We start from the raw sequence: 16,442 nt of genomic DNA, 5'->3' as shown, positions 1-16,442 counted from the left end.
GCCGGCGAGGCGCGGCATTGCTGCACTCAGCGCACGCGCTCGGTGCGCCGCCGGCAACACCGCTGCGGCTTGGCGCTCGCTGTGGCCATCTCGTGTCAGGTACAAGGACATGAAAAACATGCAGACCGGTTCCACGCTACACGACGACCGAACTGGCGTTTCCGCGCTCTGCGGATTGGGCGCGCAGGCGCGCGGCGCATCCGGCAGGCTGCTGCCGGAGATCTGGATGCAGGACGGCGCAAAGCGGGTCGAACAGGCGCTGGCGCATCTTCTCTGCGCCGAAGACGACGGTGAGACCGAGCTGATGGCGGCGATGCGCTACGCCACCTTGCATGGCGGGAAGCGCACCCGCGCCTTGCTGTGTCTGGCGGCCGGCGCACTGGCCGACACGCCGGCGCACATGCTCGACGACGTCGGCGCAGCCATCGAGATGATGCACGCCTGTACCCTGGTCCACGACGACCTGCCCGCGATGGACGACGACGTGCTTCGCCGCGGCCTTCCGACCGTGCACGTCAAGTTCGGCGAAGCCACTGCGATCCTGGTCGGCGATGCGCTGCAGGCGCACGCCTTCCTGACCCTGGCGAGCCTGGATGCGCCGGGCGACAACCGTATCGCGCTCGTGCGCGAACTGGCGCAGGCCGTGTCCGCCGAGGGTGCCGCAGGCGGGCAGGCCATGGATCTGTCGCTGGTCGGAAAGCACGCCGAGCTGGACAGGATCGTGGCGATGCACCGGATGAAGAGCGGAGCGTTAGTGCGCGCGTCCGTTCGCATGGGCGCGCTGTGCGCCATCGCGGAGGATGCCGCGCACGCTGCGCTGTACTGTGCGCTCGATCGCTACACCGCCTGTTTCGGCCTGGCGTTGCAGGTGGTCGACGACATTCTGGACGCGACAGCGGATACCGCGACGCTGGGCAAGACCCCCGGTAAGGACGCGGCGGCGCAGAAGCCGACCTGCGCGTCGATCATGGGGCTGCAGGCAGCGCGCCAGTTCGCGCTGGATTTGTTGCGCGGCGCCGGGGAAGCCATCGTCCCGCTGGGGCCGCGTGCGGAACGGTTGGCGCAGATGCTGCAGCGGGCCAACGTGTATCTGTCCGCGCCATATGCATGAGCGCGCCCGTCCGCATGGACTCGCCCTATGCTGCTGCGACCGGTCGGCGGGCGATGCATGCTGCTCTTTGTCCGAGTCCGCGGCGCCCATCGCAGCCGTTGCCCGCTCCTGGTCCTCGCCAACCGTCTGCAGAAGGAACATCCCGCGTGAACGCGCTGTCCGAACAGATCCTTTCCGAATTGCGCCACCTGCTGAGCGAGATGAGCGACGGCGGCAGCGTCGGTCCGTCCGTCTACGACACGGCGCGAGCTCTGCAGTTCCACGGCAACGTCACCGGTCGGCAGGACGCATACGCGTGGCTCATCGCGCAGCAACAGGCCGATGGCGGATGGGGAAGCGCAGACTTCCCGCTGTTCCGCCATGCGCCCACGTGGGCGGCGTTGCTGGCATTGCAGCGTGCCGATCCTGTTCCCGGCGCTGCCGACGCAGTCCAGGCTGCAACCCGGTTCCTCGAGCGCCAGCCCGATCCCTACCTGCATGCGGTGCCGGAAGACGCGCCGATCGGCGCGGAGCTGATCCTGCCGCAGTTATGCGGCGAGGCCGCATCCTTGCTGGCCGGCGTGGCGTTTCCGCGCCACCCGGCGCTGTTGCCGTTGCGGCAAGCGTGCCTGGTCAAGCTGGGGGCGGTGGGGAGGTTGACGAGCGGCCATCCGTTGCTGCACTCCTGGGAAGCCTGGGGGACGTCGCCGACCACCGCATGCCCGGATGACGACGGCAGCATCGGCATCAGTCCGGCGGCCACCGCTGCGTGGCGTGCGCGCGCCGTGACACAGGGGAGCACGCCGCAGGTCGGGTGCGCCGACGCGTATCTGCAGGCGGCATCGCGGGCGACGCGCAGCGGCATCGAAGGTGTCGTTCCCAACGTCTGGCCGATCAATGTGTTCGAGCCATGCTGGTCGCTGTACACCCTGCATCTGGCCGGGCTGTTCGCGCATCCCGCGCTCGCCGAGACGGTGCAAGGGATCGTCGCAGAGCTCGACGCCCGGCTGGGCGTGCGGGGTCTGGGCCCGGCCTTGCACTTCGTGGCCGATGCGGACGACACCGCCGTTGCGTTGTGCGTCCTGCGCCTTGCAGGCCGCGACCCGGCAGTCGATGCATTGCGCCGTTTCGAAATCGGCGAGCTGTTCGTCACCTTCCCCGGCGAGCGCAATGCCTCGGTGTCGACCAACATCCATGCCCTGCATGCGTTGCGAATGTTGGGAAAGCCGGCCGCCGGCACCAGCGCCTACGTCGAGGCCAATCGCAACCCGCACGGTCTATGGGACAACGAAAAATGGCACGTTTCGTGGCTGTATCCCACCGCGCATGCGGTCGCTGCGCTGGCGCAAGGCAAGCCCCAGTGGCGCGACGAGCGCGCGCTGGCGGCGCTGCTGCAGGCGCAGCGCGACGACGGCGGCTGGGGCGCCGGTCGCGCGTCCACATTCGAGGAAACCGCCTATGCGCTGTTCGCGTTGCACGTGATGGACGGGAGCGAAGAGCCGACAGGGCGCCGGCGCATCGCGCAGGCGGTGGCGGGTGCGCTGGAGTGGATGCTCGCCCGCCACGCGGCGCATGCATTGCCGCAGACGCCGCTGTGGATCGGCAAGGAACTGTATTGTCCCACCCGGGTGGTGCGCGTGGCCGAACTCGCCGGGTTGTGGCTGGCGCTTCGTTGGGGGCGGCGCGTCTCGGCCGAGGGAGCAGGAGCGGCGCCATGATCCAGACCGAACGCGCGCTGCAGCAGGTGCTGGAGTGGGGGCGTTCCCTGACCGGGTTCGCCGACGAGCATGCCGTGGAAGCGGTCAGGGGCGGCCAGTACATCCTGCAGCGCATCCACCCGAGCCTGCGCGACACCAGCGCCCGCACCGGCCGCGATCCGCAGGACGAAACGCTGATCGTGGCGTTCTATCGCGAACTGGCGCTGCTGTTCTGGCTCGACGATTGCAACGACCTTGGCCTGATCGCGCCGGAGCAGCTCACCGCGGTGGAGCAGGCGCTGGGGCAGGGCGTGCCGTGCGCGCTCCCCGGATTCGAGGGCTGCGCTGTGCTGCGTGCTTCGCTGGCCGCGCTCGCCTACGATCGTCGCGACTATGCTCAGCTTCTCGACGATACCCGGTGCTACTGCGCGGCGCTGCGCGCCGGACACGCGCAGGCGGCAGGGGCGGAACGCTGGTCCTACGCCGAGTACCTGCACAACGGCATCGATTCGATCGCCTACACGAACGTGTTCTGTTGCCTGTCGTTGCTGTGGGGATTGGACATGGCGACCTTGCGCGCGCGTCCGGCGTTTCGCCAGGTCCTGCGCCTCATCTCCGCGATAGGGCGCCTGCAGAACGATCTGCATGGACGCGACAAGGACAGGTCGGCCAGCGAGGCCGACAATGCGGCGATCCTGCTGCTGCAGCGCTATCCGGCTATGCCTGTGGTGGAGTTCCTCAACGACGAGCTGGCCGGCCATACGCGCATGCTGCACCGGGTGATGGCGGAAGAACGCTTTCCCGCGCCCTGGGGACCGTTGATCGAGGCCATGGCGACCATCCGCGCGCAGTACTACCAGACCTCGACCAGCCGCTACGGCAGCGACGCTGCGAGGGGAGGCAGCGTGCGTCGGCCTGAACGCGCGGGACGCGGCGGCGTGCCCGCGCTGCCGTCGGTCCGATCCGACGCAACGCCGTCGCCCGATGCGACGGATGAAGCGAGCATGAGCGACACCGCCCTGAGCCGGCGCAAGGACGACCATCTGGACATCGTGCTGGATCGGCGAACGGCCCCGGCCACGGTCGCCGCCGGCTGGGAGTACATCCGTTTCGAACACTGCGCATTGCCCGAGTTGGACCTGACGCAGATCGACCTGCGCGCCTCGCTGCTGGGCAAGACCATGCGCGCGCCGCTGCTGATCAGCTCCATGACCGGCGGCATGCCACGCGCCGAGGCCATCAACCGGCATCTGAGCGAGGCAGCGCAAGCCTTGGGGATCGCTATGTGCGTCGGTTCGCAGCGCGTGAGCCTGCAATCCCGCAACTCCCAGGGGCTGTCGCGCGCGCTGCGCCGCTTGGCCCCAGACATTCCCTTGCTGGCCAATATCGGCGCCGCGCAACTGCGCGAGGCCGACGGCCTGGAACTGGCGCGCCGGGCGGTGGATGCGCTGGAGGCGGATGGACTCATCGTCCATCTCAATCCGCTGCAGGAAGCGGTACAGCCGGAGGGCGACCGCGACTGGCGCGGCGTCCTGGCGCAGATCGCTCGCGCCGCGCGCAGCGTGGGCGTGCCGATCGTGGTCAAGGAAGTGGGATCGGGCCTGTCCGCCTCTGTGGCCTGTGCGCTCGTCGAGGCTGGCGTGGCGGTGATCGATGTCGCCGGCGCTGGCGGCACCAGTTGGGCCGCGGTGGAGGGCGAGCGCGCCCGCGATGCAGCCGACCGTGCAGTGGCGATGGCGTTCGCCGATTGGGGGGGTCCGACCCCGGCCAGCGTGCAGGCGGTACGTCGGGCGCTGCCAACGGTGAAGCTCATCGCGTCGGGCGGGATCCGCGACGGCGTCGACGTAGCCAAGGCCATCCGCCTGGGCGCGGACATCGCCGGGCAGGCGGCCGGCGTGCTGCGCGCGGCTACGGTATCCACCGAGGCGGTTGTCGCGCATTTCGAGATCGTCATCCGCCAGTTGGCCGTCGCCTGCTTCTGCACCGGGTCGGCTGATCTGGCGGCGTTGCGTCAGGCGCGCTTGTTGCCTTCGGCGCATCTGCCCGCCGGTTGATGCCGCGGTCGCGTCTGTTTCGCGTTCATAGAGCCACCGTCGGGCGCATCGCCGAGGTTCAACTAGGCGTCCGCTGAATGTTCTTTCCGTTAGCCGTTTTCGCAGCGACGTACGCACCGCGCCCATTCGGTAGAAACGCTTTGGGCCGTGGCCATGGCAGCTGTTCTCGGAGGAACGCCGTTCGCTGTGCAGCGCTAATCCTGGGAGATCCTCGAATGAAGGAATGATCTCTCTGCATATCATTATCTTCATATATGATACGCGAACAGATCATTGAAGGTTTGAATTGCTCGCTTGATGAGATACCTTTGCGTATCATCGGGCATTGGAATAGATCGTATAGGTATCATGGTGGAATCTGAATCGGAAATTCTGCGCGAAATCGGTGGGCTTTTCAGGCAGGTGAGGCTGGCCGCTGCCATGACGCAGCAGCAGGTCGCTGATTTGGCGGGTATATCCCGTCCCCGCTATCGCGACATCGAAAAGGGAGCCGCGGCGGCGCGTGCGACGACGCTCATGAATATCGCTCGCGCGCTCGGTCTGGAAATGATGCTGGTTCCGCAAGTCATGGTGCCGGCTGTCCAGGCTCTGTTGCGTCCGCATGATGATGACGACCTGCCCGCCTTTGTTCCTCAATCTGACGATGACGATCATGGCTCCAGTCTTTCACGCACCTAAGACGATCCCGTCGCTGGACGTGCTCTTGAACGCACTGAAGATCGGCACAATCGTTAGGACGCCGGGCGATTTCAATGCATTCAACTTCGATGAGGCCTACCGCGCGACGGGCGGCTTTCCGGTTTTCAGCCTGTCGTTCCGGGCAGCGACCGGAGGATTGCGGAAAGGACCGAAGCCTCTGGCGGGCGCCTTGCCGGCCTTTTTCGCGAACCTCCTACCGGAGGAGAAGCTACGCGAGGCGATGGAAAAGCACCACGAAGGCAATGTCCGGCCAGGCAATGATTTCGATCTCTTAGCGGCGCTGGGCGCCGATCTGCCGGGAGCCGTACGGGCGTTGCCAAGTGACGGCGCGATAGCGGTTTCGCAGGATGCTTCAAAGGATAAGCCCAAGGCACGGTTCTCACTTGCCGGCGTGCAGATGAAGCTGTCGGTCAGAATGGAAACTGGAAAAGGCGGGGGCCTTACCTTGCCGATGGACGACGAGCAAGGCCGGTACATCGCCAAGTTTTCTTCAACGGTGTTTCCGGGCGTTTCGGAGAACGAATTCGCCAACCTGGCGCTGGCCGCAGCAATCGGCATGGAGGTGCCTGAATGCGAACTGGTCGAGAAGTCCAATTTTGAGGGCATTCCCGAAGAATTCAACACGCTGTCGGAGGGCAAGGTCCTTCTCGTCAAACGTTTCGATCGCGGCGCCGATGGCGATAGGATTCACATTGAGGATTTTGCTCAGGTCTTCGGTGTCTATTCCTCGCGCAAATACGAGGGCGCTGCTTACCATGACATAGCCTCGGCTCTTGGCGTGGCCGTCTTGACTACGGCGGCTCTCGAATTCGTCCGCCGCTTGGCGCTGACTGTCATCACCGGCAATGGCGACATGCACCTGAAGAACTGGTCGTTGATCTATCCCGGTAAAGGCGACAAGCCGGTGCTTGCACCAATCTACGACGTTCTGTCGACCGTGCCATATAGTCCCGCCGACGCCATGGCGCTTTCGCTTGGAGGAGAGCGCTCGTTCAAGGCGCTAGCAGCACCGCGATGGAAAGCATTTGCGAACCGTGCAATCCGGAGCCGCCAGTCCTGAAGGCAGTGGTCGAGACCGTCGAACTCGTCAACGAGCACTGGTGGCATCTGCCTGAGCGCGACGTTGTCGCGGGGAAAGTGCTCGGGTGGATCGACGAGCATGTGAAGGCGATGACGCCGATACTGAACTCCTGCGCCGAGAAGTGAGCCGAGCCTCTTGGCTTAACGTTGGCGGAATGATCGCCAGCGCCGGTGGCCCAGCCTCACTTGGCAGGCTTCTCCCTTTTTGTTGCGCGTCAGTTTTGTCCGCTGTCCAACGATGTCGGATTTGCGACATAGTCGCAGTAGAACTATGATGTTCTTTATAAAACACGTACATGCAGGTTCCGCTGCGAGCCTTAGGTGCTGAGGGAAACGCTTGTCGCATGCAGATGATGTTTATCCGGTGCTCTGGCTGCGGCGAATTGGACCAACAAAGATAGCGTTAGAAAGTATGGCTCCGGCAAAACTCATCCAACATTGCGGTTAAGCGGCCCGACAGTCATCTCCGACAAGCGACAAAATCAACTGAGCGTTCTCGAGTGCCCGTCAGATATGCGCCGTGTGGACCGACGCGACTGCGGTTCAGAATGAGACCCCCGGCGCGTGTCACGATTGCAGGACCCGACGCTCCGGGACAGCTCAAGAACCTCTTGGCTTGCGCGGCGACATGATTGGCGATACTCCAGCCGAATTGGAGCACCAGAAGCTGGCCCAGCAGCAGCTGCAAATCGGGGTGCAGCACGAGTGCCATCATACGTGCGATTAGTGACAACACCAGCGCGACGGCCCAACGACCGCTTGGGCGGCGTGTAAGAAATTCCGCTCGGCACCACTATCTGAAGATAACCAGGGTGCGCCAAGACAAGACAGGCGAGGTCGAGCCGTCAACGAACGCATTGTAAAAAGCGGCAGATGTGTTGGTCGCGGTTGAGCGCCAGCTCGTGTTCAATGTGCGAACGGCCGGCCCAGATCAATGGCAGGCTGGAGCGATACAGAGGTATGCGTAGACCGACGTCCTTGCTGCGGTCTCCCCGATCAAAATCGCCTCAGACTCGCTGCCTGACATTCCCAACTTCTTTCCGGTCTGCGAGGTATGCGGGTCGCAAGTAACGGAAGCCGACACGTTGTGTCGCCTTTGTCGGGTCCGCGACACAGGCTGGCTTAGCCAATCTCTTGTTGCCTCGGGCTAAGCAGCTGAAAAGAATTCACGAATTTTCTTCTCCGGCCCAGTCAGTCACGTTGGCACGAGTCTTGAAAACCTTGGTGCAAGGCGGCGAGAGCTGCCAACGCATTCATGTCGCGGGCAGCCGCAAATGGAACAGAAGAAGGAAAGCTACATGTCAGGTCTGCGTCAGATCGCGTTCTACGGCAAGGAGGGCATCGGCAAATCGACGACGTCCCAAAATACGCTCGCCGCCCTTGTCGACCTCGGGCGAAGGATCCTCATCGTCGGCTACGACCCCAAAGCCGACTCCACCCGCCTGATCCTGAACGCGAAGGCGCAGGATACGTTCTGCACCTCGCAGAACAAGAAGGTTCGGTGGAAGATCTCGAACTTCAGGACGTGCTCAAGGTCGGCTGCTTCCAAGCATCCTGACTTGTTGTACAGCATGCTGTGAGGACACCTGATGCATTGTCGCGCGAATCGTCGATCAATTGTGAACTCACAAAGGATATCACCATGACTGAGGTTATTCGCTTTACCTGGCAGGCACTTCATGCCCATTTCAAAACCGATGATTTGATGGAGCTGACGAGCTCCCACCGACGGTTTTATCCACATCTCCTGCCGGATCTTCAAACCATGATCGAAGAGCAGATCGCGCCTCTGTCTCCCAAGCTGGTCGGCGTCCACCAGTTCTACGACTCTGAGCCCATGAAGCTATCAGACCTTATCATTCGCCAGGAACATGCCGTCGTTCCGATAACACCCTTGCAATATCAGGACATCGACATCGGCGAAGAGGAGCCTTATGCGTCTCTGCACAACGGCCTGTGGTTGTTCCAGATCGGCGACGAGCCGGTTGCGGTTTTTCTGTCGCAGTTCACCGCCCCATACAATGGCATGACATACGTTCAAGTGGAAATCGCTTTTCTGCCCGGCGAGCAGGCATGCGACTTCTCGCGCGAATTTCTTCGCAAGATCCAGGAGGGCTGCGAGAGCTCACGATATTATCGCAACAAGGTCCTCTCTTTCGAAGAAGATGCAGGAACCTCTGGGATGCAGGGTACGATGCGGGTTCATGGTCTTCCTGCCGTATGCCGGAACGACCTGGTGCTTTCCGAGGCAACTATGGCGCGTCTTGATGCCCACATCTTCGATTTCGATGGACACCGAGAGGAGCTGAAGCGTCTCGGCCAATCGACGCAAAAGGGTATTCTGCTTTACGGACCTCCTGGGACAGGCAAGACGCACGTCATCCGTCATGTTTGTGCCAACCTGCCTGGCCGCACTACCGTTCTGGTCACGGCTGAGCAGACAATTGCGATTGGGTTCTACATCGCGCTGGCGCGTACCTTGCAGCCGAGCATCGTCGTGCTGGAGGACGTCGATCTGGTGGGCCGGTCGCGAGAGGATGTTCATGGTCAAAAGGCCGAACGCCTCCTCAACCGTCTGTTGAACGAGATGGACGGTCTTGAGTCAGGGACAGATATCTTTTTCTTCCTGACGACGAACCGGCCGGAGGACATTGAGGAAGCGCTCGCTTCGCGCCCGGGCCGCGTGGACGAAGCTATTGAAATTCCGCTCCCCGACGCTGGTTGCCGCGAGCGGCTGATAGCGCTCTATGGTGGTGCTCTCACCTTCGAGAGCGGAGCGGTGGCCGATGCCGTCGCACGCTCAGACGGCAGCAGCGCGGTCTATGTCAAGGAGATGGTCCGTCGTCTGGCCCAACGGAGCCTCGCGCGAGATGGCTCTCATTTTGTCTCGCGCGACGATGTGGAGGTGGTCTTCGGCGACTCCGGAGTATTGTCCAGCCGTCTCAACAGGCGCATCGTCGGCCTCACCGACAAGGCGTCAAGAAGAAAAAAGGCCGAAGAAGATGACAGTGACTGCTGCGGCTAAAGTTCTGCGGCCCGAGTGCGCCTTGTGCTGATTTTCGATGACTTCGCTCTAATCAGCGCAAGGCGCCAGTGGGCGCCCCTCGGCCATGCCTGGTCGGCTCGATGCGAGGCCAGGAACGATGAGTGCCCGAATTCACCTGGCGGCTCACCTGCGGAGCGGTCCCGCACCGCTCCGATCCGCCGCAGTCAGTGTTCGTCGTGAACGACGCTTGCGCACTGCCAGCCCTGGATGAACAGCCTCCGATAGCCGAAGCGTCGCCACTAATTGGCGAGGCTGCAGGAGTCGTTCGCGCAGCGTGGTGTGATTTTCATGGAATGAGCACGCGAAAATGGGGGGTCGGGATTCCACGGTCATTGACAGCGTGATATGATTTCGCGGTTGGTAGCGATCAGCCACTGTCCAATTCCGTTCCGGTTCGCACGCATTCCAGATAGGCGCGATAGGCGAAGCTGCGGTCGCGCTTCTTCCCCATGGTGTCCACGAGAATATTGGCTTCGGTCAGCGCCTCGATCGCACGGATCGCGGTCGCTTGCTTACGCCGATCAACTTTATGACCGAGGCAACGCTCACGACCGGATGACGCGGCGATTGCTCGAACAGTCTGACTGCGGAGCCGGAGGCGGATTGGGCTTGGAGCAGTCGCACCCGGTGCGAGGATACGAGATTGAACAGTTCACGCGCCGAAGCGACGGCTTCACCGGAAGTGGTGGCGATCGAGAAAGAAGTCTATCCAGCCCTCCCAGTTCCCTTCCACCGGATTAAAATCGAGGCGCCGGTAGTACTCTTCCCTGTGGCGCTTGAAAAACAGGCTGAGATAGAGGAGCCGCGCCTTTAGTAAGCCCCAGTGCTCCAAGAGCAGGGCGATCAGGAGTCGCCCGATCCGCCCGTTGCGGTCGAGATAGGGATAAATGATCTCGAACTGCACGTGGCGAAAACCTGCCCGCACCAGCTTCGCTAGCGGATCGTCGACGTGGATGTATTTCTCAAATTCGCTGGGAAGCTGGGGAAGCTTATCCGGTGGCGGCGGGACCTAGGTCGCATTGCCTGGCCGACTTCCCCCGATCCAGTTCTGGCTGCGGCGTACGTCTTCTTGTTCGAACAACGCACGACGCGCATCAACCGCTTGTGCGTCTCGTTCAGGAGCGCATGGAAATCGGCAGCCCCTGCTTCGACGCAAGCTGGTCGCGGGCATAGGCGAGCGTGTCGAGGTAGTTCGTGACCGCTTCCATATCGGCGTTGGGTGCCGGCCCCTCTTCGGCCTCGAAAGCCAGAAGGTCCACGAGTGCTGCCTGCGTGCCCTCGATCTGCGACGAGATCACTGCCTCCTTGCGCACGAAGGCATAGATGAACCAATCGAGGTCAAGGCACCATATCGCCAGCGCTCGCCGCCCTTGTCGACCTCGGGTGATTGCCATGACGACCATTGTGTACCGAGATGGGATCATGGCAACGGACAGCCGCGTCTATTCGAGCGACGGCAGCCCGATCGGCTTCAAGAAAAACCTGCACGTCCTGCCCAATGGCGCCCTGGTCGCGTCCTCGTCGAGTGATGTCGGCCAGACCGACGCCGCGAGCCACGGCGGCCAGACCGACGCCTTCGCCAAATGGTGCAGCCAGGTGGTCAACGAAGGCCATCCCCACCCATGACAGCAAGATCGGCGTCAAGGCGCTGCTGGTGTGGACCGACGGCACCGTCCACTACTGGAACCATTGGTCCTGCTTTACCGGGCCGCTCGAGGCGCCATTCTTCGCGATCGGCTCCGGCACGGAGTTTGCACTGGGCCCGCTGCACGCGGGCAGAACGGCCGAGGAAGCGGTCAGGATCGCCAGCGAGTACGATTCCTTAACCGGCGGGCCGATCCACACTGCGAAGCTCTCCCCTATCCCGAACCCGCCCAACACGCCGATTTCGGGTGTCTAGCCGTGAAGAATCTACGCCGTCAACGTCACCCAGCGGCTGACGCTTACCTAATGCGGCCGCAGCGAGGCGCAGAGACCAAGCATGTGCTAACGTTCAACATGGATCACCCGATTGGAGGCCGGCCAGTTGTCGGGCTCCTGGGAGATCAATAGCGGTCGCAAGTAACGGAATCCGACACATTGTCGTCTTTGTCGGGTCCGCTACACACGGTTTGCTTAGCCAATCTCTTGTTGCCTCGGGCTAAGCAGCTGAAAAGTATTCACAAATTTTGCTCCGGCCCAACTCAGCCGAGTTGGCACGGGTCTTGAAGCCCTTGGTGCAAGGCGGCGAGCTGCCTTCATGGCGCGGGCAGCCGCAAATGGAACAGAAGAAGGAAAGCTACATGTCACGTCTGCGTCAGATCGCGTTCTACGGCAAGGGGGGCATCGGCAAAGTCGACGACGTCCCACGCTCGCCGCCCTTGTCGACCTCGGGCAAAGGATCCTCATCGTCGGCTGCGGCCACAAAGCCGACTCCACCCGCCTGATCCTGAACGCGAAGGCGCAGGATACGTCCTGCACCTCGCAGCACAAGAAGGCCCGGTGGAAGATCTCGAACTCCAGGACGTGCTCAAGGCCGGCTACTTCCATGCATCCTGACTTGTTGTACAGCATGCTGTGAGGACACCTGATGCATTGTCGCGCAAATCGTCGCTCCATTATGAGCTCGCAAAGGATATCATCATGACTGCCGTTCGCTTTGCATGGCAGGCACTCCATGCCCATTGGCGCTTTACGAGGATGTCTACTGCCGGCGCGGCGCTGCCGAGAACCACATCAAGTCGTGGAAGACGCATCTCGCCGCCGACCGCACCTCCGGCACAAGAGCGACGGCCAACCAGTTCCGGCTGTTCCTGCATGCCGGCGCCTACTGGCTTATGGGGGGCCTGCGTGCCGCGATGCCGAAACGCTCCAGCTTTGCAGTCGCTCAACTCGACACGCTGCGACTGCGCCTCATCAAGATCGCCGCTCGCATGGTCGACATGAAGACCCAAATCCGCCTGCACCTGCCGACATCCTGCCCGGACCAGCGCATTCTACGCATCGTCCTCAGTCGCATCCCGCAACTCGCGATATAAGCAATGGGGCGCAGACGTCCCGGAACAAACCCGCTGACCTCAACCCGCAAACCCTCGCCTTCCATCACGACGGATCACCGCCGGCGCCTGATGAGGCTTGGGAAAACGCACAGCAAAGGAAACCAGATCGCCGCTTCAGGCCGCCGAAAGCTCTTCGCCGTGCATCAAGCGGGCTAGGTTCCGCGGGCGATCTAATGCTTCCCAGAATCTCTACAATCAACTTTTGTGTCGAGGAGGAAAGTATGTGGTATAAGACGGCGATGGTGGTCGCGCTGGCCACAATCTGCACAGGCTGCATGACGGCGGAAGACCGCCGTGCCGCGGACGAGGACCGCCGTGCCGCGGACGAGGCGCAATGCCGGTCCTACGGCTTCGTCGGGAACGATGCCTTCGCCGAATGTCTGCAGCGCATCGAGCTCGAGCGCCGCGCGGACCTGAGAAGCGCGTGCGCTTTCGATCCTTGGGACCGGCCGGTGATCTATCGTCCGGTCATCATCCGCCCATGGCCCTGTTTTGAAGATTGGTAGATTCATGTCGTTTATGCAGCCTGTCAGGATGTTCCTTACGACGCGACCGGGCACTCGATAGGATCAAAGGCGTGTGCGGCTAGAGCTGGTCCGGCGATGAAGCGGGGGATCTCGGCTTCGTCGCCACAGGTTTTGGCAGCAGCGTCATTCCGACCACCGCAAGGAGCCGGAGAAGCTCGCCTACTATCTGGTCTGGGGCACGGCGTTGGCCGAACTGGCCGGTGCCGCCGCCTGCGCTGGGCGGTCGAGGAATGGCTTCGAGCGCACCAAAGACGATCTCGGCCTCGACCACTACGTCGTGAAATTCGCTGACTGCTTTTGAGGCTACTGTCAGCTAGCTCTGCCAAAAGGGTTGTTGTTGGGACAACAACTGGCGACCTTATGAAACCAGTCACCTTACCAAAACCGTCCGACGTGCCGATCGCAGATGGCAAACGACACCGGATCATCCGCAAAACATTAAAGAACGAGAGAAAGGCAACAATGACACCGTCACCAAAAGATGTCGCGGCCCCGGGCCTCCCGAAACCGTCGACGAAATTTCGGCCTGACTGGCTGCGCCCGATACTTCCTGCGATCGCGCTGGCCCTGGTAACGACCGCTCCGGATCCGGGCGCCACTTACAACGGGGGACGGAAATGTGAGAAATTTCCTAAATCTTTGTTGTGCAATCCGCCAGACGACGGAGCAGACGACGGAGCGGACCGTGGTCAAGGGTGATGGATGAGCTTTTCCGCCCCATGTCCTTTGTCACAGGTTTGTCCTTCGTTGATGGGCAGCACGGGACGAGATGGGGCTTAAGACGACGGTTGATCCAGCTCTTATCCGCGGGTTGGTAACCGCACTGGTGCCTTCGGCCACACGCGGTCCCTGATATCCAGGTCGGCGAACACCTTTCGGATGAAGGGGAATGGTCGCCGCGAGGCGTTCAGGACCGGGCCGGCGCCGTCGCGATCCTGGATGCTGGCGGGATGCGGATAAGGGACGAGAGCCCGACCGTCGGTGTCGACCAGCGCATGGCGCTTGCGGCCTTTGATCTTCTTGCCGGCGTCATAGCCACGCGGCCCGCCACTCTCGCAGGTCTTCACGGTCTGGCTGTCGATGACGGAGGCCGTGGGTGAAGCCTCTCGGCCGCAACGTTCGCGATCCAGCATCAGGAGCTTGTGGTTGATCTTCTCGAACAGGCATGTGTCACGGAACAAGCAAAACCAGCGAAACACCGTGCTCCTCGGCGGAAAATCCGATGGCAGAAGACGCCACCCGATCCCGCCGCGCATGACGTAGAAGATCGCGTTCACGATCTCGCGCAATGGCCATTTGCGCGGTCGCCCCGTCGGGCGCGCCGTGGGCATGAGTGGCGCGATCAAACTCCACTCTGCGTCCGTCATGTCTGTTTCGTAACGCAGGCTTCCGCGGTTATGCTGGCGGCGAGTAGCTGGCGTCCACATCAGGTCTCTCCAATCAGGCTTCGACAACCCGTTGGAATCACGACCGCGCCAGCTGCTCAACCCCTTCGGCGAGATCAATATTGGAGCACATGTTTGTGTGGATGTAGATTCACACGAATCCACTAACACATTGAATGCGAGGGCGGCTTGCGGCATGACCGAGGTGCGTGAGGATAGCGGCCCCCCGCCGTAGCCTTGCTGATAGTGCCGTGCGGTTGACGGATCGGATTATGCTCGGCGTCTCGCGATCGTCGAGCATAACGCGCGAAGCCCGCGAGCCCGACGATCCAAGGCAAACCGGCATGGCGAAACACTGCCTTCATGAACAAGCCGTCCGAAGCTCCAGTCCATCCAGAATAGCATTGGTCGGGCGAGTGACAAACTGGCGAACAGCCTTCACGTGTGCCGCGCATGAGAGCGCCGGCCAACGAGCGGGCAAAACCCGTCAAAGCTTCTTGAGCAGTGCGCCGCCGATCGAGTATCCCCGCCCTGAAGGTGCAGAGCAGGCCGTAATCGCCCGCCTTCATATCCTCGTGGTTTTCCTTGAAGGCGATGATCGCGCCGGCCGCCGCCGTGTTGCCGAGCCGCTCCAGCACCATTGGCGCCCGGTCATGCCGACATCATGGCCGAAGGAGAGCTTCAGGATCATCGCGTTCATGCGCGCATTGGCCTGATGCAGCCAGAACCGGCGGATGCCATGCGGGGTCAGGCCGTGCTCGGCCAGGAAATCCGTTGAACATTGCCCCCAGCGGTGTTTCAGCCGCCGACCATCGGACCCCAACCACCGCCACCGGCCGGTGGAGGAACGCGCCTGCGGCGCCCAGCGGAGCCACCAGGCAGGTAGGAACCGGATTGTTGGGGATCTTGCGGAACCACCGGAGCTGTTTCACCATGTCGCCGTCGAAACAAGGTCAGCACGAAGGCGCCGAGGCAGCCGCCGAGGGGATGCCGAACGGTGCAAGCCGCCAGAACAGCTTCCAGTCGATATTGCGGTGGTAATGGTGCGCCGTGCCGGATGCGGCCGTGGTGAACACTTCCGCCGCGTGCACCGCGGCCGAAGCCTGCGCCGGCGGAACGCCGAAGGAAAGCAGAACCGTCGAGGAGATCGCGCCGTATGCCATGCCAAGCGCACCGTCGACCGCCTGGGCGAGAAAGCCGACTATGGCGAACAGAATGAATTCAGTCATTGGTGTCCGCCATAAAGTGCGCCGCATGCAGGCCTGTGGATCGGGCAGCCGGCTTGGATCCGCGCCAGAGAAAAGGGCGGCATCGCTGCCGCCCTTTTCCTGTAGTTGGAGGTTGGCTGGATCAGAAATCCATACCGCCCATACCGCCCATGCCGCCGCCGCCCATGCCGCCAGGCATGCCGCCGCCGCCACCCGACTCCTTCTTCGGAGCCTCGGCGATCATGGCTTCGGTGGTGACCAGCAGGCCGGCGACCGAGGCCGCGTCCTGGAGAGCCGTGCGCACGACCTTCATCGGATCGACGATGCCCATGGCGATCATGTCGCCATATTCGCCGGTCTGGGCGTTGAAGCCGAAGGTCGCGCCCTTGTTGTCGAGGATCTTGCCGGCGACGATCGAAGCTTCGGCGCCTGCGTTCGCTGCGATCTGGCGGGCCGGAGCCTGCAGGGCGCGGCGAACGATGGCGATGCCGGCGGTCTGGTCGGCATTGGCGCCGGTGACGGTGATGGCCAGCGAAGCGCGCAGCAGGGCGACGCCGCCGCCGGGAACGATGCCTTCTTCGACGGCCGCGCGGGTCGCGTTGAGGGCGTCATCGACGC

General features: G+C 62.7%; 11 protein-coding genes and 8 pseudogenes. 13 read left to right on the top strand and 6 right to left on the bottom strand.

Annotated elements, in window-relative coordinates; all coding sequences use genetic code 11:
• The first annotated feature begins 118 nt into the window (after positions 1–118).
• The 8 genes and pseudogenes from NKJ09_RS17755 (at position 119) to NKJ09_RS17720 (ending at position 9,645) form a co-directional block, all read left to right on the top strand.
• Positions 119–1,111: a polyprenyl synthetase family protein gene (locus NKJ09_RS17755; RefSeq protein ID WP_352763268.1), complete on the top strand. Its 993-nt coding sequence runs from the start codon at positions 119–121 to the stop codon at positions 1,109–1,111.
• 146 nt (positions 1,112–1,257) lie between these two features.
• Positions 1,258–2,808 (top strand): hypothetical protein, encoded by a 1,551-nt coding sequence (locus tag NKJ09_RS17750; protein ID WP_352763132.1) that lies wholly within the window; start codon positions 1,258–1,260, stop codon positions 2,806–2,808.
• Positions 2,805–3,689, top strand: a pseudogene (locus tag NKJ09_RS17745) (terpene synthase family protein); the annotation flags it as partial. The gene NKJ09_RS17750 and the pseudogene NKJ09_RS17745, both read left to right, overlap by 4 nt.
• A gap of 102 nt (positions 3,690–3,791) precedes the next feature.
• Positions 3,792–4,841, top strand: coding sequence for a type 2 isopentenyl-diphosphate Delta-isomerase (gene fni, locus NKJ09_RS17740; RefSeq protein WP_352483742.1), 1,050 nt, complete (start codon positions 3,792–3,794; stop codon positions 4,839–4,841).
• Positions 4,842–5,189: 348 nt separating this feature from the next.
• Positions 5,190–5,519 carry a helix-turn-helix domain-containing protein gene (locus NKJ09_RS17735; RefSeq protein ID WP_502901807.1) on the top strand — a complete coding sequence of 110 codons (330 nt, stop codon included), beginning with the start codon at positions 5,190–5,192 and terminating at the stop codon, positions 5,517–5,519.
• Positions 5,494–6,746: pseudogene (locus tag NKJ09_RS17730) on the top strand (type II toxin-antitoxin system HipA family toxin). The gene NKJ09_RS17735 and the pseudogene NKJ09_RS17730 overlap by 26 nt, the downstream one beginning before the upstream one ends.
• A gap of 1,172 nt (positions 6,747–7,918) precedes the next feature.
• Positions 7,919–8,160: pseudogene (locus NKJ09_RS17725) on the top strand (AAA family ATPase); the annotation flags it as partial.
• Between the two features lie 102 nt (positions 8,161–8,262).
• Entirely contained in the window at positions 8,263–9,645 is a 1,383-nt protein-coding gene (locus tag NKJ09_RS17720) for an AAA family ATPase (RefSeq protein WP_352485047.1), read from the top strand.
• Positions 9,646–10,339: 694 nt separating this feature from the next.
• Here NKJ09_RS17720 and NKJ09_RS17715 read toward each other — a convergent pair.
• Positions 10,340–10,621 carry a Fic family protein gene (locus NKJ09_RS17715; protein ID WP_352485048.1) on the bottom strand — a complete coding sequence of 94 codons (282 nt, stop codon included), beginning with the start codon at positions 10,619–10,621 and terminating at the stop codon, positions 10,340–10,342.
• Between the two features lie 160 nt (positions 10,622–10,781).
• Entirely contained in the window at positions 10,782–11,060 is a 279-nt protein-coding gene (locus NKJ09_RS17710; RefSeq protein WP_245278789.1) for a Fic/DOC family N-terminal domain-containing protein, read from the bottom strand.
• 28 nt (positions 11,061–11,088) lie between these two features.
• On the opposite strand from NKJ09_RS17710, the gene NKJ09_RS17705 reads away from it, so the two are divergent.
• The 5 genes and pseudogenes from NKJ09_RS17705 to NKJ09_RS17685 all read left to right on the top strand — a co-directional run bounded on the left by NKJ09_RS17705 (position 11,089) and on the right by NKJ09_RS17685 (position 13,210).
• Complete coding sequence (locus NKJ09_RS17705) at positions 11,089–11,292, top strand: hypothetical protein (RefSeq protein ID WP_023723017.1); 204 nt, start codon at positions 11,089–11,091, stop codon at positions 11,290–11,292.
• A gap of 28 nt (positions 11,293–11,320) precedes the next feature.
• Positions 11,321–11,566, top strand: a complete 246-nt coding sequence (locus NKJ09_RS17700; protein ID WP_023723018.1) for a hypothetical protein — start codon at positions 11,321–11,323, stop codon at positions 11,564–11,566.
• A 382-nt stretch (positions 11,567–11,948) separates the two neighbouring features.
• A pseudogene (gene nifH, locus NKJ09_RS17695) lies at positions 11,949–12,189 on the top strand (nitrogenase reductase); the annotation flags it as partial.
• 143 nt (positions 12,190–12,332) lie between these two features.
• Positions 12,333–12,683, top strand: a pseudogene (locus NKJ09_RS17690) (transposase); the annotation flags it as partial.
• A gap of 242 nt (positions 12,684–12,925) precedes the next feature.
• A complete protein-coding gene (locus NKJ09_RS17685; protein WP_023723021.1) occupies positions 12,926–13,210 on the top strand; it encodes a hypothetical protein in 285 nt (94 codons plus the stop codon).
• Positions 13,211–14,053: 843 nt separating this feature from the next.
• Here the strand turns inward: NKJ09_RS17685 and NKJ09_RS17680 are convergent.
• From NKJ09_RS17680 to NKJ09_RS17665, 4 genes and pseudogenes are all read right to left on the bottom strand, one after another.
• Positions 14,054–14,658 (bottom strand): annotated as a pseudogene (locus NKJ09_RS17680) (IS5 family transposase); the annotation flags it as partial.
• A gap of 445 nt (positions 14,659–15,103) precedes the next feature.
• Positions 15,104–15,388 (bottom strand): annotated as a pseudogene (locus NKJ09_RS17675) (3-oxoacyl-[acyl-carrier-protein] synthase III C-terminal domain-containing protein); the annotation flags it as partial.
• Positions 15,389–15,426: 38 nt separating this feature from the next.
• A pseudogene (locus tag NKJ09_RS17670) lies at positions 15,427–15,845 on the bottom strand (sulfite exporter TauE/SafE family protein); the annotation flags it as partial.
• A 121-nt stretch (positions 15,846–15,966) separates the two neighbouring features.
• Positions 15,967–16,442, bottom strand: a 476-nt coding sequence (locus tag NKJ09_RS17665; protein WP_352763128.1) for a TCP-1/cpn60 chaperonin family protein, incomplete at its 5' end; no start/stop codon positions are given.

The organism is Mesorhizobium sp. M0189, from assembly GCF_040322135.1.
GTDB lineage: Bacteria > Pseudomonadota > Alphaproteobacteria > Rhizobiales > Rhizobiaceae > Mesorhizobium.
Note: the sequence above shows the minus strand (reverse complement) of the source record. Positions and strands in the feature narration are given on the sequence as shown.

Bases quoted from the DNA above. Each gene is read 5' to 3' on its own strand.
- NKJ09_RS17685 (WP_023723021.1), top strand. From the start codon at position 12,926: ATGTGGTATAAGACGGCGATGGTGGTCGCGCTGGCCACAATCTGCACA.
- fni (WP_352483742.1), top strand. From the start codon at position 3,792: ATGAGCGACACCGCCCTGAGCCGGCGCAAGGACGACCATCTGGACATC.
- NKJ09_RS17755 (WP_352763268.1), top strand. From the start codon at position 119: ATGCAGACCGGTTCCACGCTACACGACGACCGAACTGGCGTTTCCGCG.
- NKJ09_RS17705 (WP_023723017.1), top strand. From the start codon at position 11,089: ATGGCAACGGACAGCCGCGTCTATTCGAGCGACGGCAGCCCGATCGGC.
- NKJ09_RS17710 (WP_245278789.1), bottom strand. From the start codon at position 11,060: ATGGCAATCACCCGAGGTCGACAAGGGCGGCGAGCGCTGGCGATATGG.
- NKJ09_RS17735 (WP_502901807.1), top strand. From the start codon at position 5,190: ATGGTGGAATCTGAATCGGAAATTCTGCGCGAAATCGGTGGGCTTTTC.
- NKJ09_RS17720 (WP_352485047.1), top strand. From the start codon at position 8,263: ATGACTGAGGTTATTCGCTTTACCTGGCAGGCACTTCATGCCCATTTC.